This window comes from Nonomuraea sp. CA-141351 (genome assembly GCF_050944675.1).
In the GTDB taxonomy this organism is placed as follows: domain Bacteria; phylum Actinomycetota; class Actinomycetes; order Streptosporangiales; family Streptosporangiaceae; genus Nonomuraea.
Genome location: NZ_CP191982.1, coordinates 9192841 through 9210351, shown reverse-complemented (window position 1 = coordinate 9210351; position 17511 = coordinate 9192841). Strand labels below are relative to the sequence as shown.

16 protein-coding genes are annotated in these 17511 nt (G+C 70.5%); 11 read left to right on the top strand and 5 right to left on the bottom strand.

The genetic code is table 11. From position 1 onward, the window contains the following. Positions 1 to 74: 74 nt before the first annotated feature. Positions 75 to 893, top strand: a complete 819-nt coding sequence (locus tag ACQPWU_RS43280; RefSeq protein WP_433431464.1) for a glycerophosphodiester phosphodiesterase — start codon at positions 75 to 77, stop codon at positions 891 to 893. On the opposite strand, the gene ACQPWU_RS43275 is transcribed toward ACQPWU_RS43280, so the two are convergent. Both ACQPWU_RS43275 and ACQPWU_RS43270 read right to left on the bottom strand, forming a co-directional pair. Beyond that, positions 879 to 1526 carry a response regulator gene (locus ACQPWU_RS43275; RefSeq protein WP_433431463.1) on the bottom strand — a complete coding sequence of 216 codons (648 nt, stop codon included), beginning with the start codon at positions 1524 to 1526 and terminating at the stop codon, positions 879 to 881. The two genes, ACQPWU_RS43280 and ACQPWU_RS43275, sit on opposite strands and share 15 nt — an antisense overlap. Then, on the bottom strand, positions 1523 to 2743 hold the full coding sequence (locus ACQPWU_RS43270) for a sensor histidine kinase (protein ID WP_433431462.1): 1221 nt from the start codon (positions 2741 to 2743) through the stop codon (positions 1523 to 1525). Before ACQPWU_RS43270 ends, ACQPWU_RS43275 begins: the two co-directional genes overlap by 4 nt. A 160-nt stretch (positions 2744 to 2903) precedes the next feature. On the opposite strand from ACQPWU_RS43270, the gene ACQPWU_RS43265 reads away from it, so the two are divergent. Beyond that, positions 2904 to 5057: an MMPL family transporter gene (locus ACQPWU_RS43265; RefSeq protein ID WP_433431461.1), complete on the top strand. Its 2154-nt coding sequence runs from the start codon at positions 2904 to 2906 to the stop codon at positions 5055 to 5057. Positions 5058 to 5125: 68 nt separating this feature from the next. Continuing rightward, a complete protein-coding gene (locus ACQPWU_RS43260) occupies positions 5126 to 6535 on the top strand; it encodes an MFS transporter (protein WP_433431460.1) in 1410 nt (469 codons plus the stop codon). Here the strand turns inward: ACQPWU_RS43260 and ACQPWU_RS43255 are convergent. Further along, entirely contained in the window at positions 6483 to 6950 is a 468-nt protein-coding gene (locus ACQPWU_RS43255) for a PPOX class F420-dependent oxidoreductase (protein WP_433431459.1), read from the bottom strand. The genes ACQPWU_RS43260 and ACQPWU_RS43255 overlap by 53 nt on opposite strands. A gap of 200 nt (positions 6951 to 7150) precedes the next feature. Here ACQPWU_RS43255 and ACQPWU_RS43250 point away from each other — a divergent pair, with 200 nt between their 5' ends. The 3 genes from ACQPWU_RS43250 (at position 7151) to ACQPWU_RS43240 (ending at position 10355) form a co-directional block, all read left to right on the top strand. Beyond that, a complete protein-coding gene (locus tag ACQPWU_RS43250; protein WP_433431458.1) occupies positions 7151 to 8362 on the top strand; it encodes an amidohydrolase in 1212 nt (403 codons plus the stop codon). A gap of 80 nt (positions 8363 to 8442) precedes the next feature. Further along, positions 8443 to 9495, top strand: a complete 1053-nt coding sequence (locus ACQPWU_RS43245) for a PrsW family intramembrane metalloprotease (RefSeq protein ID WP_433431457.1) — start codon at positions 8443 to 8445, stop codon at positions 9493 to 9495. Between the two features lie 239 nt (positions 9496 to 9734). Further along, positions 9735 to 10355 carry a pyridoxamine 5'-phosphate oxidase family protein gene (locus tag ACQPWU_RS43240; protein WP_433431456.1) on the top strand — a complete coding sequence of 207 codons (621 nt, stop codon included), beginning with the start codon at positions 9735 to 9737 and terminating at the stop codon, positions 10353 to 10355. 396 nt (positions 10356 to 10751) lie between these two features. Here ACQPWU_RS43240 and ACQPWU_RS43235 read toward each other — a convergent pair whose 3' ends face one another. Continuing rightward, positions 10752 to 11420 (bottom strand): GntR family transcriptional regulator, encoded by a 669-nt coding sequence (locus ACQPWU_RS43235; protein ID WP_433431455.1) that lies wholly within the window; start codon positions 11418 to 11420, stop codon positions 10752 to 10754. A gap of 124 nt (positions 11421 to 11544) precedes the next feature. Between ACQPWU_RS43235 and ACQPWU_RS43230 the strand changes: the two genes are divergently transcribed. Genes ACQPWU_RS43230 through ACQPWU_RS43210 form a run of 5 tightly spaced genes read left to right on the top strand, consistent with a single transcriptional unit; the run spans position 11545 to position 17297 of the window. Beyond that, complete coding sequence (locus ACQPWU_RS43230; protein ID WP_433431454.1) at positions 11545 to 12603, top strand: sugar ABC transporter substrate-binding protein; 1059 nt, start codon at positions 11545 to 11547, stop codon at positions 12601 to 12603. Between the two features lie 26 nt (positions 12604 to 12629). Next, positions 12630 to 13715 carry a mandelate racemase/muconate lactonizing enzyme family protein gene (locus ACQPWU_RS43225; RefSeq protein WP_433431453.1) on the top strand — a complete coding sequence of 362 codons (1086 nt, stop codon included), beginning with the start codon at positions 12630 to 12632 and terminating at the stop codon, positions 13713 to 13715. Between the two features lie 59 nt (positions 13716 to 13774). Beyond that, positions 13775 to 14773, top strand: a complete 999-nt coding sequence (locus ACQPWU_RS43220) for an ABC transporter permease (RefSeq protein ID WP_433431452.1) — start codon at positions 13775 to 13777, stop codon at positions 14771 to 14773. Beyond that, the gene (locus tag ACQPWU_RS43215; RefSeq protein ID WP_433431451.1) at positions 14770 to 15768 is read left to right on the top strand and encodes an ABC transporter permease; all 999 of its coding nucleotides are present in this window, start codon (positions 14770 to 14772) and stop codon (positions 15766 to 15768) included. The genes ACQPWU_RS43220 and ACQPWU_RS43215 overlap by 4 nt, the downstream gene beginning before the upstream one ends. Further along, complete coding sequence (locus ACQPWU_RS43210) at positions 15765 to 17297, top strand: sugar ABC transporter ATP-binding protein (RefSeq protein WP_433431450.1); 1533 nt, start codon at positions 15765 to 15767, stop codon at positions 17295 to 17297. Before ACQPWU_RS43215 ends, ACQPWU_RS43210 begins: the two co-directional genes overlap by 4 nt. A gap of 36 nt (positions 17298 to 17333) precedes the next feature. On the opposite strand, the gene ACQPWU_RS43205 is transcribed toward ACQPWU_RS43210, so the two are convergent. Further along, positions 17334 to 17501: a hypothetical protein gene (locus ACQPWU_RS43205; RefSeq protein ID WP_433431449.1), complete on the bottom strand. Its 168-nt coding sequence runs from the start codon at positions 17499 to 17501 to the stop codon at positions 17334 to 17336. Positions 17502 to 17511: the final 10 nt, after the last annotated feature.

Here is a 17511-nt window from a genome sequence, read left to right as displayed (position 1 = left end):
CTCTTCCCTCAACTCGTAGTCACGAGGCCTCGTCATCGTCGAGTCGTATATCTCCCCACACCCCGAGGAGACCCATGATCAGGCGACTCGCCGTCATCCTCGCGATCTCGACCACCGTCCTGACCACCCCCGCCCACGCGGCCACCGCCGTCACCGCCGTCGCCCACCGCGGCGCCTCCGCGTACGCTCCCGAGAACACCATCGCCGCCTTCGAGCTGGCGGGCAAGCAGCGCGCCGACATGTTCGAGCTCGACGTCCAGGAGACCAAGGACCACCAGCTGGTCCTGATGCACGACGCGACCCTGGCCCGCACCACGGACGCCGAACGGGTCTTCCCCGACCTGTCCCCGTGGAAGGTCGGCGACCTCACGCTCGCCCAGATCCGCAAGCTCGACGCGGGCTCGTGGCTCTCCGGCGAGTACAAGGACGAGAAGGTGCCGACGCTCGGCGAGACGCTGAGCGAGATGAGCGGCTCGGGCATGGGGCTCCTGCTGGAGATCAAGGAGCCGGCGCTCTACCCGGGCATCGAGGCCCGCGTCGCCGCCGAGCTGCGCCGCCATTCAGGTTGGCTCGCGCCCGGGCGGCTGGTGGTGCAGTCCTTCAGCTGGGCGTCGATGCGGACCTTCCACCGGCTGCTGCCCGACGTCCCGATCGGGCTGCTCGGCACGCCGTCCACGGCCGAGCTGCCGGGGCTGGCCAAGTTCGCCGACCAGATCAACCCGCCGTACACCACGCTGACCTCCTCGTACGTACGGCGCGTGCACGCCCTCGGCATGAAGGTGCTCGCCTGGACGGTGGACGACCCGGACGTCATGCGCCGGATGCTGGCCTACAAGGTAGATGGGATCATCACCAACAAACCCGACGTCCTGCACGACCTACTGAGCGCCTGACGATCGCGCGGCGAGCACGGCCAGCCGGATCCGGTTCGGCGTGCCCGTCTTGCGCATCAGGCTCGTCACGTACGTCTTGACCGTCGAAACCCCCAGATGCAGGCGCTCGGCGATCTCCCGGTTCGACAGCCCGGCGCCCACCATGGCCAGCACGTCCCGCTCGCGCGGGCTCAGCTCGGGGACCTCCGGCGTCGCCTCGGGCCTGGGCTCGCGCGCTCGTACGGCCTGCTCGACCAGCCGTGCCAGCACGGCCTGGCTGAACGGCGGCTCGCCGGCCACCGCCCTGCGCAGCGCGGTGAGCAGATCGCCCGGCGGCGAGTCCTTCACCAGGAACCCGAACGCGCCGGCGGCCAGCGCCGGGTAGAGGTGGTCATCGTCGTCGAACGTGGTCAGCACGACCACCCGGCTGGACGGGCGGGCCGCCATGATGCGCTCGGTCGCGGTGATGCCGTCCACGCCGGGCATCCGCAGGTCCATGAGGATCACGTCGGGTAGCGACTCGCCGGCCAGCCGCACCGCCTCACGCCCGTCTCCGGCCTCGCCGACCACCTCGATCACGGGGTCCGACTCGCAGAGCATGCGCAGGCCGACGCGGACGAGCTTCTGATCGTCGGCGAGTAGCACCCTGATCATGCGGGCACCACCCGAGCCGCCGCCTCGTCGGCAGCGGGGACGTCCTGCGCGGGCAGCTCCGCGTACAGCCGCCATCCGCGTCCCGCCGGCCCTGCCTCCAACCGGCCGCCGAGCAGCTCCACCCGCTCGGCCATCCCGATCAACCCATGCCCCTGTCCCTGCCCCTGCCCCTGCCCCTGCCCGGTCCGATCCGCGGAGCCTCCGTCGTCCACGATCTCCAGCAGGACCGTTCCCTCCACCACCCGCACCTGCATCCGTACCTCTGCCCTCTCTCCCGCGTGCTTGGCCGTGTTCGCCAGCCCCTCCTGCACCAGCCGCAGCACCGTCAGCCCGCGTACGGAGTCGAGCCCGGCCACCGCCTGGTCGATCTCCGTCAGCACCGTGAGCCCCGACTGCCGGACCCGTGCCGCGGCCTCCTCCAGCGCGCCAACCAGACCCGCCGGATCGACCAGGGAGAAGAACGGCTCGCCGCCCACCTGCCCGGGATCGCGCAGCACCGCCACCAGGCGGCGCAGGTCCACCAGGGCCGCGCTGCCTGAGGAGTGCAGGTCGTCGAGCACCTGCGTCACCCGGGGATCGGCGGCAGGCAGCACGTGACGGGCGACCCCGACCCTGAGCACCATGGACGACACGTGATGCGCCACCAGGTCGTGCAGCTCGCGGGCGATGGCGGTGCGCTCGGCGGCCCGTGCGGCCAGCGTCTCCGACCGGCGGCGCCGCACCTCGGCGTCGGCGCGTTCCCTGGCCTGGCGGGCGTTCTCGCGCGTGAGCCGCACGTACGCCCCGAACAGCAGCGGCACCCCCGCCAGGATGGCCAGCCGGTAGACGGTCGGCAGCACTTCGGCTGACGGCGCCGACATGGCGTGCAGAGTCAGGAAGAACGCCGCCACCCCGGCACCGACGGCGATCCGCCGCCCGCGTCCCCGCAGCGCCAGCTCGAACAGCGCCACCGCCACCATCGCCTTGATCGGTATGCCCACGTGGGTGCCGATCGCGTCGCCCGCGACGAGCAGTCCGGACACTGTGGCGGTGGCGGCCATCGGCGCGCGGACGCCCGCCAGGCACGCGGCCAGCCCCGCGAGCGCCAGCGCCCAGTCGACCACCCCTTCGGGGCGGTGCAGCAGGCTCAGATCACCCAGGGCCAGCAGCGACAGCACCACCAGGCGCACGGTGGCCACCTGGTCGTCGAAAACGCGTTCCGTCCAGCCGCTGAGCACGTCCCGATGCTAGGAGGGCGGTGGTCGGCGGCGGCTCCCCCAAGTGGCCGGACCTGCTCCGCCAAGTGGCCGCAGGGCCGAGACGAGGGACGGAAGCGCCCCTGCCGACCCGGTGACCACAGTGGGCCTGGGTCTGAGCCCGCTTCAGAGAGGATTTGAGATGTTCGCAGCGATAGGCCGGTTCGCCGTCCGCCGGAGATGGTGGATCGTGGCCGCGGCGCTGGCCGTCGCGGTTGCCGGCGGGCTGTTCGGCAGCACGGCGATGGGCCTGTTCACGGGCGGCGCCGGTTTCGTCGACCCGCGCAGCGAGAGCAACCGCGCCGACCGGCTGCTGGAGAGCACATTCCCCCACGACGGCGTGGACGTGATCGTCGTGTACGAGAGCAGGACGCTCACGGTCGACGACCCCGCGTTCGCGAGCGCCATCGGGACAGTCGTGGGCCGGCTGCCGGTCGGCCAGGTCGGCGCCGCGCACACGTACTGGACGGCGAACTCCCCGCGGTACGTCTCCAAAGACCGCCACGCGACCTACGTGACGCTCACGATGGCGGGCGAGGATCGCGCGGCGAGCTACAACGCGATCAAGGACAGCCTGGAGGCGCCGGGCCTGACGGTGACCCGCGGCGGCCCCCTGGTCTTCCCGATGGAGATCAATCGGCTCAGCCTCGGAGACGTCGTCCGCGCGGAGGTCATCTCGCTGCCGATCCTCATGATCCTGCTGGTGCTGGTGTTCAGGGGCGCGGTCGCGGCGGGGCTGCCACTGGCGATCGGGTTGCTCACCATGTTCGGGTCGCTGACGGTCCTGCGCCTGCTCACCTCGCTGGTGGACGTCTCCACGTACGCCTTCCAGATCGTCACCGTCCTGGGCCTCGGCCTGGCCATCGACTACGCCCTGCTCCTGGTCACCCGCTTCCGCGAGGAGCTGGACACGGGTAGGGACGTCGAGGACGCGGTGGCCCGCACGATGGCCACCGCCGGGCGGGCGGTGGTCTTCTCCGGGCTGACGCTGGCCACCTGCTTCCTCGGTCTGCTGATCTTCCCGCAGCTCATCTACCGCTCGATCGGGTACGCGGGCGCCGCCGTGGTGCTGTTCGCCGTCGGGGCCACGCTCACGGTGCTGCCCGCGCTGCTCGGCATCGCCGGGCACCGGGTCGACTCCCTGCGCATCCCGCTCCCTCGCCGCTCCGAGCGCGGCTGGTGGTACCGGCTCGCGCACGGGGCCATGAGCCGCCCGGTCGTGACCACGGTGACCGTCGGGGGCCTGCTCATCGCGCTCGGCGTGCCGTTCCTCGGCGTGCGGTGGGGCATCCCCGACCCGGCGCTGCTGCCCTCGGATGCGACCAGCCGGATCGTCGCCGAGCAGCTCCGCGACCGCTTCGACCACGCGCCCGATCGCGTCATGACGGCCGTCGTCACCCCCGTCTCGCCCCGGCAGGCCCAGGAGTACGCCGCGCGCCTCGGCCAGGTCGGAGGCGTGGACGGCGTGACCGTGACCGGGCAGCAGGGTGACGTGGCCCGGCTGACGATGGCGTACCGCGCGGAGCCCACCAGCGACGCCGCCGCCCGGATGGCCCGAGAGCTGCGCGCGGTCCCGGCCCCTTCCGGCGCCACGGCCCTGGTGACCGGCCGCCCGGCGACCCTCCTCGACGTGCGCGAGGCGGTCGCGGACCGGATGCCGTGGTTCGCCCTGTTCGTGGTGGTGGTCTGCGGGGTGCTGCTGTTCTGGGCCTTCGGCTCGCTCGTGCTGCCGCTGAAGTCGATCGTCCTGAACATGTTGTCGCTGTCGGCCTCGTTCGGCGCGATCACGCTGATCTTCCAGAACGGGTTCCTGTCCGGCCTCCTGGGCTTCGACCCCGCCGGATGGCTGGACGTGGTGTTCCCGGTCATCATCCTGGTGATGGCGTTCGGGCTGGCGCTGGACTACGAGGTGTTCCTGGTCTCCAGGATCCGGGAGGAATGGGACAGAACGCATGACAGTGCGGAGTCGGTGGCGGTGGGCGCCCAGCGCTCGTCCGGCGTGATCTCCAGCGCGGCCCTGCTGCTGCTCGTGGTGGTCGGCGGCTTCGCCTTGGGGCAGGTCACGCTGATGAAGATGATCGGCGTGGGCCTGGTGATCGCGATCGGCGTGGACGCGACGATCGTCCGAGGCCTGCTGGTGCCCGCCACGATGCGCTTGCTCGGCCGCTGGGCCTGGTGGGCTCCGGCCCCGCTGTCCCGCTGGTGGTCGCGCCACGGCCTGCGGGAGACCTCACCGGCTCTGGAGCCTGCGATCACTGAGGGGAGCGTCACGCGGCTTCCCTCATCAACCCGTTGAGGGGAGCCGTACCCGGCCGCAGAACCCCGGTGGAGGCCAGTTGTTCTTGAAGTCCTAGCCTGAATGTCGTGAAACATGGCGCTGCGTTGGCTGTATTGCTCTCGGCCTGGTTCATGGCCCAGTTCGACTTCTTCGTGGTCAACGTGGCCGCCCCCTCCATCGAACACGACCTGAACGCAGGTCCGGCCGCCCTCGAGCTGATCGTGGGCGGCTACGCGTTCACCTACGCGGCAGGCATGATCACCGGAGGGCGGCTCGGCGACCGCTACGGCTACCGGCGGCTGTTCATCTGGGGCGTGGTGGCGTTCACGGTCGCGTCGGTCTTGTGCGGGATCGCCGTGAACCCGGCGCAGCTGGTGGCGGCCCGTCTGCTCCAGGGCCTGACGGGCGCGATGATGGTGCCGCAGGTGCTGGCCACCATCTCGGCGGTGTACCCGCCGGACGAGCGGGCGCGCGCCCTCGGCTGGTACGGCGTCGCGGGCGGTCTGGGCTCGATCGCCGGGCAGGTGCTGGGCGGCCTGCTGCTCACCACCGACGTGCTGGCGCTCGGCTGGCGGATCATCTTCCTGGTCAACCTGCCCGTCGGCCTGATCGTGGCGCCGCTGGCCGTCTGGCTGCTGCCCGAGGTCGAGACCGCCCGGCGCGCCAAACTCGACCTGCCGGGCGCGGCGGGCCTGGCCGTAGGGCTGGCCCTGGTTCTGGTCCCGCTCGGCCTCGGCAACAGCCTGCGCTGGCCCGCCTGGACCTGGGTCAGCATGGCTGCGGCCGTTCCCGTGTTCGCGCTGACCTGGCGCTGGCAGCGGGTGCTCGGGGCGCGCGGCGGCCGGCCGGTGCTCGACCTGGCGCTGCTCAAGGTCCACTCCTACCTGGCGGGCGTGGGGTCGATCGTCGCGTTCATGGCGTACTTCGCGTCGTTCATGTTCACGCTGACGCTGCTCCTCCAGGGCGGGCTCGGGCTGACGGCCTTCCAGGCGGGGCTGGCGTTCGCGCCGATGGGGGTGCTGTTCTCGGTGACCTCGATCCTGGGGACGCGGCTGGTCAGGAGGTACGGCCTCGTCGTCGTCATGATCGGCGGCACGGTCACCGGGCTCGGCCTCATATTGCTGGTTTTCACGGCCGGTCTCGGCCTGCCGTACGTCATGGTCGCGCTCATGCTCGTCGGCTCGGGCAACGGGCTGGTCCTGCCGCAGCTCATCGGGGCGGCGCTGGTCGAGGTCGCGCCGCACCAGGCCGGCATCGGGTCCGGCATCCTCAGCACGGCGCAGCAGTTCGCGGGCGCGGGCGGCGTGGCGGTGATCGGCGCGGTCTTCTTCGCGGCCGCCGAGGGAGGTCACCACGTCCACGCCATGCGCTGGTCGGCGGGCATCGACCTGGGGCTCGTGCTGGTCGTGATCGCGTCGGTGGCCTACAACAGACACCGTGCCATCAGGAGGGTACGGACAGAGCTGTCCCGTACAGCCGCGCCGCCCGGATCCTGATCACCAGCCGCCGGTCCTCGACCATCTGGCGCAGGAAGGTGTACGGGTCCTCGATGCCCACCTGCATGGCGAGCAGCTCCATGCCCACCTCGTCGCCCGGCTCCGTGCTGACCGGCGACAGCTCCGCCTCGCCCTCGGCCACGGCGTAGGACCAGAAGTCGTTGCTGGCCACGTACAGGGCGCAGCGCGGGTCCTTGTGGAGCTGCCGGACCTTGAGCCGGTCGGCGATGGTGGAGATGCGCGCCACGCGCTGGTGCGGGTCCCAGGTGTAGATGACGGTGGACAGGTGGGGGTCGCCGGCGCCCTTGTTCGTGGCCAGCGAGCCGAACCGCTGGCCAGAGAGCAGGCTCGAGAGCTCCTCGTCGCTGAGCGACCGGGGGGCTGGGCCCGTGCCTAGCCCGTACTCCTGCGACATTCGCCGTTCTCCCTGAACAACCCGTGCAAATGCGGATATGTCAGCCTATCCCCAGCTCTGAACGTCCACCTCGCCGCAACGTGGTCGCCGTCCACGATCGGCCCCACGTCCAGGCTGACCTCGACGTCGTCGAACGGCGGCTTCTGTGCAGGTTTGAGGCCATCCGAGGCTGCTACCCGCTTACCGATAAGTTACAAGTCATGAATTTTGCCATTACCAGCGGATATGTCGTGCCGATCGACGGCGACCCCATCGACGGCGGCACCGTGCTCGTACAGAACGGGAAGATCGCCGCGGTCGGCCGGGACATTGCCGTGCCCGAGGGGACCCCCGTCGTGGACGCCGCGGGCGGCTGGGTGCTGCCAGGCTTCGTCGAGGCCCACGGCCACCTCGGCGTGCACGAGGAGGCCGAGGGCTGGGCCGGCCAGGACACCAACGAGATGACCGACCCGAACGGCGCACGCCTGCGCGCCCTCGACGCCATCAACCCCGCCGACCTGGCCTTCGCCGACGCGTTGTCAGGCGGCGTGACGACCGCGGTGATCAAGCCCGGCTCCGGCAACCCGATCGGCGGGCAGACCGTCGCGATCAAGTGCTGGGGCAGGACCGTGGACGACATGCTGGTCAAGGAGCCGGCGAGCGTCAAGAGCGCCCTCGGCGAGAACCCCAAGCGCGTGTACGGCGACCAGAAGAAGCTGCCCTCCACCCGCCAGGGCGTGGCCGCGGTGATCCGGGACGCGTTCATGAAGGCGCAGGACTACAAGGCCAGGCGGGCGGCTGCCGCGTCGGAGGGCAAGCCGTTCGACCGTGACGGCACGCTGGAGATCCTGGTCCGCGTGCTGGACGGCGAGCTGCCGTGGTGCCAGCACACGCACCGGGCCGACGACATCGCCACCGCGCTCAGGCTGGCCGACGAGTTCGGCCACCGTCTGATCATCAACCACGGCACCGAGGGTCACCTGCTGGCCGACACCCTGGCCGCCAGGAACATCCCCGTCATCATCGGCCCGCTGTTCACCACCCGTTCGAAGGTCGAGCTGCGCCAGCGCTCTCTGCGCAACCCGGGCATCCTCGCACGGGCCGGGGTGAAGCTGGCCATCACCACCGACCATCCCGTGGTGCCGATCCACTTCCTCGTCCACCAGGCCACGCTGGCGGTCAAGGAGGGCCTGGACCCGGCCGAGGCGCTGCGCTCGATCACTTTGAACCCGGCCCGGATCATGGGCATCGACGACCGGGTGGGTGCGCTGAGGCCCGGCCTCGACGCCGACGTGGTCATCTGGTCGGGGGACCCGCTGGACGTCATGAGCCGGGCGGTGCGGGTGTTCGTCTCCGGTCAGGAGGTGTACACGTACGCCGACGGTGAGCCCGTCGTGGCAGATCCGTATTACCGCGAATCAAGTGACCGTTAAGCACCTGTAGATCGGCGTCACGCATAGTTGGCGCACCGGCGGAGAAGAAAGGCATCACGATGACAGCGCAGCGTCCCAGTGTGGCCCTCCTGATCGGCCTGGTCGTCTCCAGCGCCCTGGCGCTGCTCGCGCTGGCCGCCATGTTGCTGTCGGGCGGGCCCATCGGGTTCGCCCTGTCGGCGCTGCTGGCCGTGGCGCCGCTGCCGGTGCTGCTCGCGGCCGTGCTCTCGCTCGACCGGCTGGAGCCCGAGCCCAAGCTGAACCTGGCGTTCGCGTTCGCGTGGGGCGCGGGCGTGGCGATCGTGCTGGGCGTCGCGCTGACCATGGTGGGGCAGGCGCTGTTCGCCAAGGCGGGGCTCGGCGCCGCGGTCGTCAACGACGTGGGCACGGTGCTGCTGGCCCCCGTGGTCGAGGAGGCGCTCAAGGGCTCGGCGCTGCTGCTGCTCCTGCGCAGGCGGCAGGAGATCGACGGGCTGACCGACGGCATCGTGTACGCGTCCATGGCCGGCCTGGGCTTCGCCGCCGTGGAGAACATCGGCTACTACCTGCTCGCGTACGGCGCGGACGGCGCGGGCGGGGCGGTCCAGCTGTTCGTGATGCGCGGGCTCATCGACCCGCTGGGCCACCCCATCTACACGTCCATGATCGGCCTCGGCGTCGCGTACGCGCTCACCCGGCGCACCCCGGCCAGGTTCGCCGCGATCCCGCTCGGCTACCTGGCCGCGGTCTTCCTGCACGGCCTCTGGAACGGCGCCGCCACCACCAATTCGCTGGCCTGGCTGGGTGTGGCGTACCTCGTGATCATGGCCGCGCTCGTGCTGCTGATCGTCGTGACCGTCGTCGAGCGCCGCCAGCTCGTCGCCAGGATGGGCGTCTACCTGCCCGGCTACGAGCAGACCGGGCTGGTCACCCCGGCCGACGTCCGGATGCTGAGCACCCTGCCGGGCCGCAAGGCGGCCCGCAAGTGGGCCAGGGGAGCGGGGCTCGGCCGGGCTATGAGCGACTACCAGCACGCGGCGACCGAGCTGACGATGCTGCACTTGCGGGCCGAGCGCCAGGGCATGGATCCGGCCCGCTTCACGGCGGAACGCGACGCGCACCTGACCGCGATGTTCCACGCCCGCCGCTGGTAACTTCCGCCTCTCCCCGCCACGCTCTGCCCGCGCCACACCGCCGCCCCGCGCGCGGCTGCTTTGAGTGCGCGCAATCCGGTCGAGCCTGTCCCGAGCAGGCACGGTAGCCCGCGCTGGCGGCCTGTGGCTCGAGCATGGGCGCACGCTGGGCGGGAGTGGGCAGTCTCGCTGTGCGAAACGTCACGGATTTCGAGCCGCGCTCCCTGACAAAATGGTGATAACCCCCGAAGGGAGAGCAGATGAGCTGGACGGAGATCGAGTCCGAGGCGGAGTTGCGCGAGTTGCTCGGTGAGGTCATGCCGAGGGCGGCGACCAAGGAGCGCGTACGGCTGCACGAGCGCGACCGGCAGTGGCTGGCGGCCTCCCCGTTCTGCCTGATCGCCACGTCCGACGACGCCGGAAACTGCGACGTCTCGCCCAAGGGCGACCCGGCCGGGTTCGTCCACGTCATCGACGACACGACCATCGCCGTGCCGGACCGCCCAGGCAACCGCAGAGCGGACGGATTCACGAATATCCTGAAAAATCCGCACGTAGGGTTGATCTTCCTGATCCCCGGCCGCAACGAGACCCTGCGCGTCAACGGCCGGGCCAGGCTCGTCCGCGAGGCCCCGTTCTTCGACGAGATGATCGTCAAGGGCCACCGCCCGCACCTCGCGCTCGTGGTCGAGATCGAGCAGATCTTCTTCCACTGCGCCAAGTCGTTCCTGCGCTCGTCCCTCTGGAAGCCGGACAGCTGGAACCCTGCCGCCCTGCCGTCCCACGCCAAACTCGTCAAAGACGTGCAGACAGTGGCGGAGAGCCTCGAAGAGCTGGAGACGTACTACGGCGAGGCCTACACCAAGCGCCTCTACGGCTGACCTCGAAAACCCACCGCTCGGCCTCGGCCGGGCGGTGCCTGGAGGGGCCCCGCCGGCCGTGAGCCGGCCGCGCGGTCGAACACCTGGCCAGGCCGGCGCCGTGGACGCGGGTCCGTGGCAGGCCGTTGTCCAGTACGAAGCCGTCCGTTCCGGCCGTGACGTGAGCGGGCGCCTCGGAGTCGAATGCGTCGGCGCCGAGCGCGGGGCGGAGACGGCCACCGCGTGCCGCCAGGCCGGCCCGTCTCATCGGCCTGAGACCATCAGCACCGACATGCCGTGCCCGGCCGGTCCGCCGCCGTCCGAAGATCGATGCGCCGAGGGACGTCCTGACCCGGCGACCGCCGGGCCGATGGAAGGTGCCGCTCGGGCACCGGCGACCGGGCCGGCCCGGAGGCGTCAGTCGAACGCCGTCAGCTGGCGCTCGCGTGCCTCGGTCAGGTGCCCCCGCATCGCTGCCTCGGCCGCGTCCGGGTCTCCGGCCTCGATGGCCGCGGCGATCCGATGATGCTCCTCGATCGTCGTGCCGGCGTGGGCGTAGGGGAAGTATCTCCGGTGCAGGTGGAGGTGGACATGCAAACGATCGAGGCCGTCGCGCAGCAGGGGATTGCCCGACGCCTCGGCGATGAGGTCGTGGAACCGGGCGTCATGGGTGGTGAAGGCCGCGTGCCAGCCGCTGGGGTCGTCCGGCTCCAGCTCTATCGATGTGGCGGCCTCCGCGGCGATCGCCTCGCGCTGCTCTGAGGTGGCCCGCTCGGCGGCCCATCGCGCGGTGGCGCACTCCAGCAGCAGCCGCATCTCGAACATGTGGGTGTACTCGGCGCGGGTGAGCAGCGGGCTGACCGTGTACCCAACGAGGGGGCGCTTGCGGACCAGCCCGTCGGACTCGAGGCGGGCCAGGGCTTCGCGAATGGGCGTCTGGGACACGTCGAGCTCGCGGGCCAGCGCGTCGATGTTGACGCGGTCGCCGGGCTGCATGCTGTGCTCGAGGATCCGCGCTCTGAGCGTGTCGTAGACGTCATCGCCGAGCGTCGACCGCCTGAGCCGGATCGGTTCGGTGGGTGCCATCGGGCCAGATCCTCCCACGAAGTCCGCGCATTACCCGAATGTTAAGTCTTGACGTCCTGACAAGGGACGGACTATACCTCCAGGAAACATCCTATAGGATCCACGATCCTTGAGAGGCGTGGTCATGAATCGACGACCCCTGGTCCGGCTCGGCGGGCTGGCTGCCGCTCTGGCGCTCGCCGCCACCGCTACCGCCGGTTGCACGAGGAAGAGCGACGACACAGCGACGGCAGGTGCGCTCACCCGGACGTCTGACCAGGTCAAAATCGCCCTGGTCCCCGGCGGGGCACACCCCTACTTCCAGCCGTGGAAGGACGCGGCCGTCAAGGCGAAGAGCGATCTGGGCGTCGGTGACGTCACCTTCAACGAGACCTCGGACTGGGACCAGACCAAGCAGAACGATGTGCTGAAGTCCCTCGCCGCGCAGGGTTACAACGCCTTCGGCGTCTTCGGCGTCTCCCCGGAGAACATCAACGCCACCTTCGAGGACCTCAAGCGGCAGGGCTTCCCGGTCGCCTCGCTGGCGTCCTGCCCGGCGGGCGACGTCGACAAGGCGGACTTCTGCCTGTCCACCGACGTCCAGCTGGCCGCCTACAAGGCGGCGCAGGCCGCGATCGAAGCCATGGGCGGCCAGGGTGACCTCGTGCACCTGACGGGCAACAAGGTGGATTCCAACACCCAACGTCGCATCGCGGGGGTGCAGAAGGCGGTCGACGAGACCGGCGGGAAGGTCAAGCTCCTGCAGACCGTGACCGACGTGGACAAGGACCTGCAGACGGCGCAGAAGTCGGTCGCCGACCTCCTCGCCGCCAAAGGTGACCAGATCCAGGGCATCGTCAACACCGCCTACAACCCCGCGGTGGCCTCCGCGGAGGGCGTCAAGCAGTCCAAGCTGCCGATCAAGGTCGTCGCGATCGACGACGACAAGGCCATCCTCGCCGGCATCAAGGACGGCTCGGTCGCCGCGACCGTGCTGCAGAACCCGGTCGGCCAGGCGTCCGTCGGGTCGTACGCGCTGACGAAGCTCGCGGGCGGCTGCACGATGACGCAGCCGGGAGTGATCATCGACTCCGGCTCCTTCGTCGTCACCAAGGACAACATCGCCACCTACGACACGGACCGGCAGGCGAAGACGGACGGGCTGAAGAAGGCGTTCGACAGCCAGTACCTGTCCTGCAAGTAGCCCCACAAGCCCAGAAGGAGCCTCCTTTGCCCGCGATAACTCACGCCGAGGCGTACCTCGTCGACCTCGAGGTCGAGACCGTACGCACGGACGCCGTCCAGTCGTTCGTCAAGCAGGAAACCGTCTTCGTCGAGATCCACACCGACGACGGCGGCACCGGCACCGGCTACACGTACACGATCGGCACCGGCGGCACGGCCGTGCTCGCCCTGCTTCGCGACAACCTGCTGCCCAGGCTGGCGGGCGCGGACGCCCGCCGGGTCGAGGCCGTGTGGCATGACCTGTTCGCCGCGACCCGGGCGACCACGGTCGGGGCGATCACCTCCCTGGCTCTCGCCGCCGTCGACACGGCCCTGTGGGACTGGCGGTGCAAGGACGCGGGCCAGCCGCTGTGGGTCCTCGCGGGAGGCGCGAAGGACCGCATCCCGCTGTACGACACCGAAGGCGGCTGGCTGCACCTCACGACCGAGGAACTCATCGCCGGCGCGAAAGCCGGCCAGGCCGCGGGCTGGCCCGGGGCCAAGCTCAAGATCGGCCGCTCTCCCGTGGAGGACGCGGAGAGGCTGGCCGCCGTCCGCGCGGCGGTCGGGCCCGACTTCGACCTGATGCTCGACGCCAATCAGTCGCTCACTCCTGCCGAGGCGATCAGGCGTGCCCGGCTCCTCGAACCGTCCGACCCGTACTGGTTCGAGGAGCCGTTGCCGGGCGATGACGTCGCCGGGCACCAGGCACTGGCCGCGGCATCCTCGATCCCCATCGCGGTCGGTGAGTCGCTCTACTCCGTGGCGCAGTTCCGCGAGTACCTGCACCGGCAGGCGGCCGGCATCGTGCAGGTGGACGTGGCGCGTATCGGAGGCATCACGCCCTGGCTCAAGGTCGCCCACCTGGCCGAGGCGTACAACGTGCCGGTCTGCCCGCATTTCCTCATGGAGCTGCATGTGAGCCTCTGCTGCGCGGTGCCGAACAGCCGCTACCTGGAGCACATCCCCCAGCTCAGGGCGATCACGCGGCGGGAGATCGAGATCGTCGACGGGCACGCCCTGCCGCCGACCTCTCCTGGGCTCGGCATCGAGTGGGACCGCGACGCGATCGACGACCGGAGAGTCCGGTGACTACGCGGACGACGACGCCGCCGGAGACTCCCGCAGCGGGTGCGCGCAGGCCGTCGAGGATGCCGCTTTGGGCGAACCCGCGTCTCGGGCTGCTCGTCCTGCTGATCGCCCTGGCTGCTCTCTTCACCGCGCTGCGGCCGGCGTTCATGGACACCACGCTCACGCTCGTGCCGCTGCAGTCGGACATCAGCGTGTACGCGGTGGTCGGCCTCTCTCAGCTGGCGGTGCTGTCGCTGGGGCACATGAACATGGCCGTCGGCCGGATGGCGGCGATGAGCGCGTTCGCCATGGGGCTGGCCTACGATCGCCTCGGCGTGCCGCTGGTGGCCGGCCTGGTGATCGGGCTGATCGTGGGCATGTTGCTCGGTGCGCTGGCCGGGCTGATCATCTCGCGTACGGGAGTCAACTCGTTCGTGGTCACGCTGGCGATGGACTTCGGCCTGGTGGGTCTCATCACGATCCTCTACACCAGGTTCACCGACGGCGTCGCCTTCAGCGTCCGGCCCGCCGGTATGGACGCGCTGCGCAACGACACCTTCGCCGACTACTGCATGGGCGACCTGTGCGGCCCGTACATCCCCCTCGTCGTACCGCTCGCCCTCGTCGCGGTGCTGGCGGTCGGGCTGCTGTTCCGCTTCAGCAGGCTGGGCCGGGAGATCCTGATGACCGGCGCCAACGAGAAGGCGGCCGAGCTGTCAGGCATCCCCGTACGGAGCCGGGTGGTGCAGGCGCACGCGCTCAGCGGGCTGCTCGCCGGGCTGGCCGGCTTCCTGCTCGCCGCGAACAACGGTGCGTTCTCGGCACGCATCGGCGACGCGTTCCTGCTGCCGTCGTTCCTCGGCCCGGTGCTCGGCGGCACGCTGCTGGCCGGCGGCGCCGTCAGCGTGCTCGGCACGGTGCTGGGCGCGACGCTCACACAGGTCATCTACAAGGGCCTGAACCTGCTGCAGTTCCAGCTCGACCAGCTCAATCTCTACATCGGCCTGGTGCTGCTCGCCGCGCTGTCGCTCGACCGGGTGCGCCACGTCGTCGCGGAACGAAGGGGGGCCCGGGCATGAGCGCCGGCACCACGACGGCCGGCCGCAGCGGCCTCGGCTGGAGGCTCAAGGGTGTCACCGCCCGGCCTGAGTTCACCCTCGCCGTGCTCGCCGCCGTCGGCTTCGTCGCGCTCGCCATCGCCACGGACGGCAACTTGCTCTCACGCGGCACGCTGGACGCGTTCTTCCGCTTTCTCGCCGTCCCGATCGTCATCGGGCTCTCCCAGATGGTGGTGCTGGCCATCGGCCAGATGAACCTGTCGGTCGGCACACTCACAGGCTTGTGCGCGATGGTCGCGGCGTGGCTCATGCTCGAAGGCGGCCTGCCCGCCCCGCTGGCCGTGCTGGGCGCGCTCGGGGTCGGCTTCGCCGCCGGTCTCGTCAACGGGCTGCTCGTCGTGTTCACCCGGATCAACGGCTTCATCGTGACTCTCGCCACCATGACGATCATCGAAGGGCTACGGTACGGGGTCAACGGCCCGGACACCTTCCAGGGATACTCGCAAGGGCTGCGCGACATCGGCACCGCCTCGGTGCTCGGCCTGCCGGTCGTCCTCATCCTCGCTCTGGTGGTGGCCGCCCTGGTGGCCCTGTTCTTCGGCCGCGCGGTCGTGGGCCGGCAGCTGCTGGCGACCGGCGGCAGCCCGTTCGCCGCACGGCTGTCCGGCGTCTCCAACGACCGGTCGATCGTCATCGCGCACGGGCTCAGCGGCCTGCTCGCCGGGGTCGCCGCCGTCATCACGGTCGCCGCTTCCGGCTCCGTCAACTCCAGCATCGGCGACGATCTGCTGCTGCCGAGCTTCGCCGCGCCGATCATCGGAGGGGTCGCGCTCACCGGCGGGGTGGTCAGCGTCGCCGGCACCTGCCTCGCGGCGTTCCTGGTCCGGCTGGTGGACGTCATGCAGGCGCAGTTCGACATCAACCCGCGCTGGATCGACCTGATCGTCGGCGCGGTCGTCCTCGGTGCGGTGCTGCTCGGCACCGTACGCCAGAAGCTGTCGAAGGGGTCGTCATGATGCTCACCGCCGAGAACCTGGTGAAGACGTTCCCGGGAGTCCGCGCGCTGGACGGGGCCACCCTGCGGCTCACCGCCGGCAGCGTGCACGCCCTCCTGGGCGAGAACGGCGCGGGCAAGAGCACGCTCATCAAGATCCTGACCGGCGTGCACCGGCCGGACGGCGGACGGGTCCGGCTCGGCGACACCGACCTGCACATGAACGGCCCTCTCGACGCCCAGCGGGCCGGCATCGGCGTGGTGCACCAGGAGCGCAACCTGATCCCCGAGTTCTCCATCGCTGAGAACATCATGCTGCACCACCTGCCGCGGCACTTCGGCCTCGTCGACCGGGCGCGGATGCGCGCCGAGGCTCGCCGCTGCCTCGACCTGCTCGATCTGGACCTCGACCCGGACACCCCGGTCTCCCGGTTGTCCGTGGCGCAGGCGCAGCTGGTCGAGATCGCCAAGGCGCTGAGCGTCGACAGCAAGGTGCTGCTCCTCGACGAGCCGACCGCGTCGCTCACCGGCGACGAGGCCGACCGGCTCTATGGGATCGTGCGCAAGCTGCGCGGGAGCGGACACGCCGTCGTGCTGGTGAGCCACAAGCTGGAGGAGGTCTTCGCGGTCGCGGACACGGTCACCGTGCTGCGCGACGGGCGCAGCGTGGCCGAGGCCGAGCCGCTCGCCGGCTACACGCAGGACCAGATCGTCGACCTCATGGTCGGGCGGGCGTACTCCTCGGTCCGTCTCGCCGAGCGGCACGTCGACCCGGCGGCGGTGCCGGCCCTGAGGCTGGACAAGGTGTGCACCACGCGAGGCCACCGCGACATCTCCCTGTCCGTGCGCCCGGGGGAGATCCTCGGACTGTACGGCCTGGTCGGGGCCGGCCGCAGCGAACTGGCCAAGGCGCTGCTCGGGCTCGACCGGATCACGTCGGGAACGGTGGAGGTGCAGGGCCGTCCGGTACGCATCCGCGATGTCGGCGATGCGCTCCGCGGCTACCGCATCGGCTACGTGACCGAGAACCGCAAGGAAGAGGGCCTCTTCCTCGACCAGCCGATCGCCCGCAACGTCGGCGTCACGGTGTGGCGGCGCCTGGCAAGGGCCGGGCTGGTGACCGATCGGGTGGAGCGTCGCCTGGTGGCCCGGTACGTCGACCGGCTGGGCATCAGGATCTCTTCGCCGTCCCAGCTCGCCGGCCAGCTCTCCGGCGGCAACCAGCAGAAGGTCAGCCTGGCGAAGTGGCTCGCCGCCGAATGCGAGATCCTCATCGTGGACGAGCCGACGGTCGGCATCGACGTACGCACCAAGGCGGCGTTCCACGAACTGATCGCCGAGCTGGCGGGATCCGGGCTGGCGCTGCTGCTGATCTCCTCAGACCTGCCGGAGATCGTCACCCTCGCCGACCGGATCGCGGTGATGAACGACTTCCGCCTCTGCGGCGAGCTGGTCAACGACCACGACTACGCCCGGATGAGCCAGGCGATCATCCGGTTGATCCACACGGGGCCTGCGCGGCCACCCACGGGCGAGAACGAGGCGGCATGAAACCCGCCTCGTAGTGACGGCTCGCCCCACTCAGCGTCAGGCGGCGGGGGTGGGGCCGCCAGGGAAGCGGATGACATTGCGGCCGGTGTAGGCCCGCAGGTCGATCACCTTGGGGTCGGCGGGCGGCCTGCGGCGGTATCCGGAATGGATGTCGCGGACCTTGTGCCTGGCAATGTGTGGCGGCACCACCACAAGCCTCTTCATCGTGAGCCCC

Coding starts and splice junctions, on each gene's coding strand:
- ACQPWU_RS43215 (WP_433431451.1), top strand. CDS start 14,770: ATGAGCGCCGGCACCACGACGGCCGGCCGCAGCGGCCTCGGCTGGAGG.
- ACQPWU_RS43280 (WP_433431464.1), top strand. CDS start 75: ATGATCAGGCGACTCGCCGTCATCCTCGCGATCTCGACCACCGTCCTG.
- ACQPWU_RS43235 (WP_433431455.1), bottom strand. CDS start 11,420: ATGGCACCCACCGAACCGATCCGGCTCAGGCGGTCGACGCTCGGCGAT.
- ACQPWU_RS43255 (WP_433431459.1), bottom strand. CDS start 6,950: ATGTCGCAGGAGTACGGGCTAGGCACGGGCCCAGCCCCCCGGTCGCTC.
- ACQPWU_RS43240 (WP_433431456.1), top strand. CDS start 9,735: ATGAGCTGGACGGAGATCGAGTCCGAGGCGGAGTTGCGCGAGTTGCTC.
- ACQPWU_RS43220 (WP_433431452.1), top strand. CDS start 13,775: ATGCCGCTTTGGGCGAACCCGCGTCTCGGGCTGCTCGTCCTGCTGATC.
- ACQPWU_RS43275 (WP_433431463.1), bottom strand. CDS start 1,526: ATGATCAGGGTGCTACTCGCCGACGATCAGAAGCTCGTCCGCGTCGGC.
- ACQPWU_RS43230 (WP_433431454.1), top strand. CDS start 11,545: ATGAATCGACGACCCCTGGTCCGGCTCGGCGGGCTGGCTGCCGCTCTG.
- ACQPWU_RS43265 (WP_433431461.1), top strand. CDS start 2,904: ATGTTCGCAGCGATAGGCCGGTTCGCCGTCCGCCGGAGATGGTGGATC.
- ACQPWU_RS43210 (WP_433431450.1), top strand. CDS start 15,765: ATGATGCTCACCGCCGAGAACCTGGTGAAGACGTTCCCGGGAGTCCGC.
- ACQPWU_RS43250 (WP_433431458.1), top strand. CDS start 7,151: ATGAATTTTGCCATTACCAGCGGATATGTCGTGCCGATCGACGGCGAC.
- ACQPWU_RS43205 (WP_433431449.1), bottom strand. CDS start 17,501: ATGAAGAGGCTTGTGGTGGTGCCGCCACACATTGCCAGGCACAAGGTC.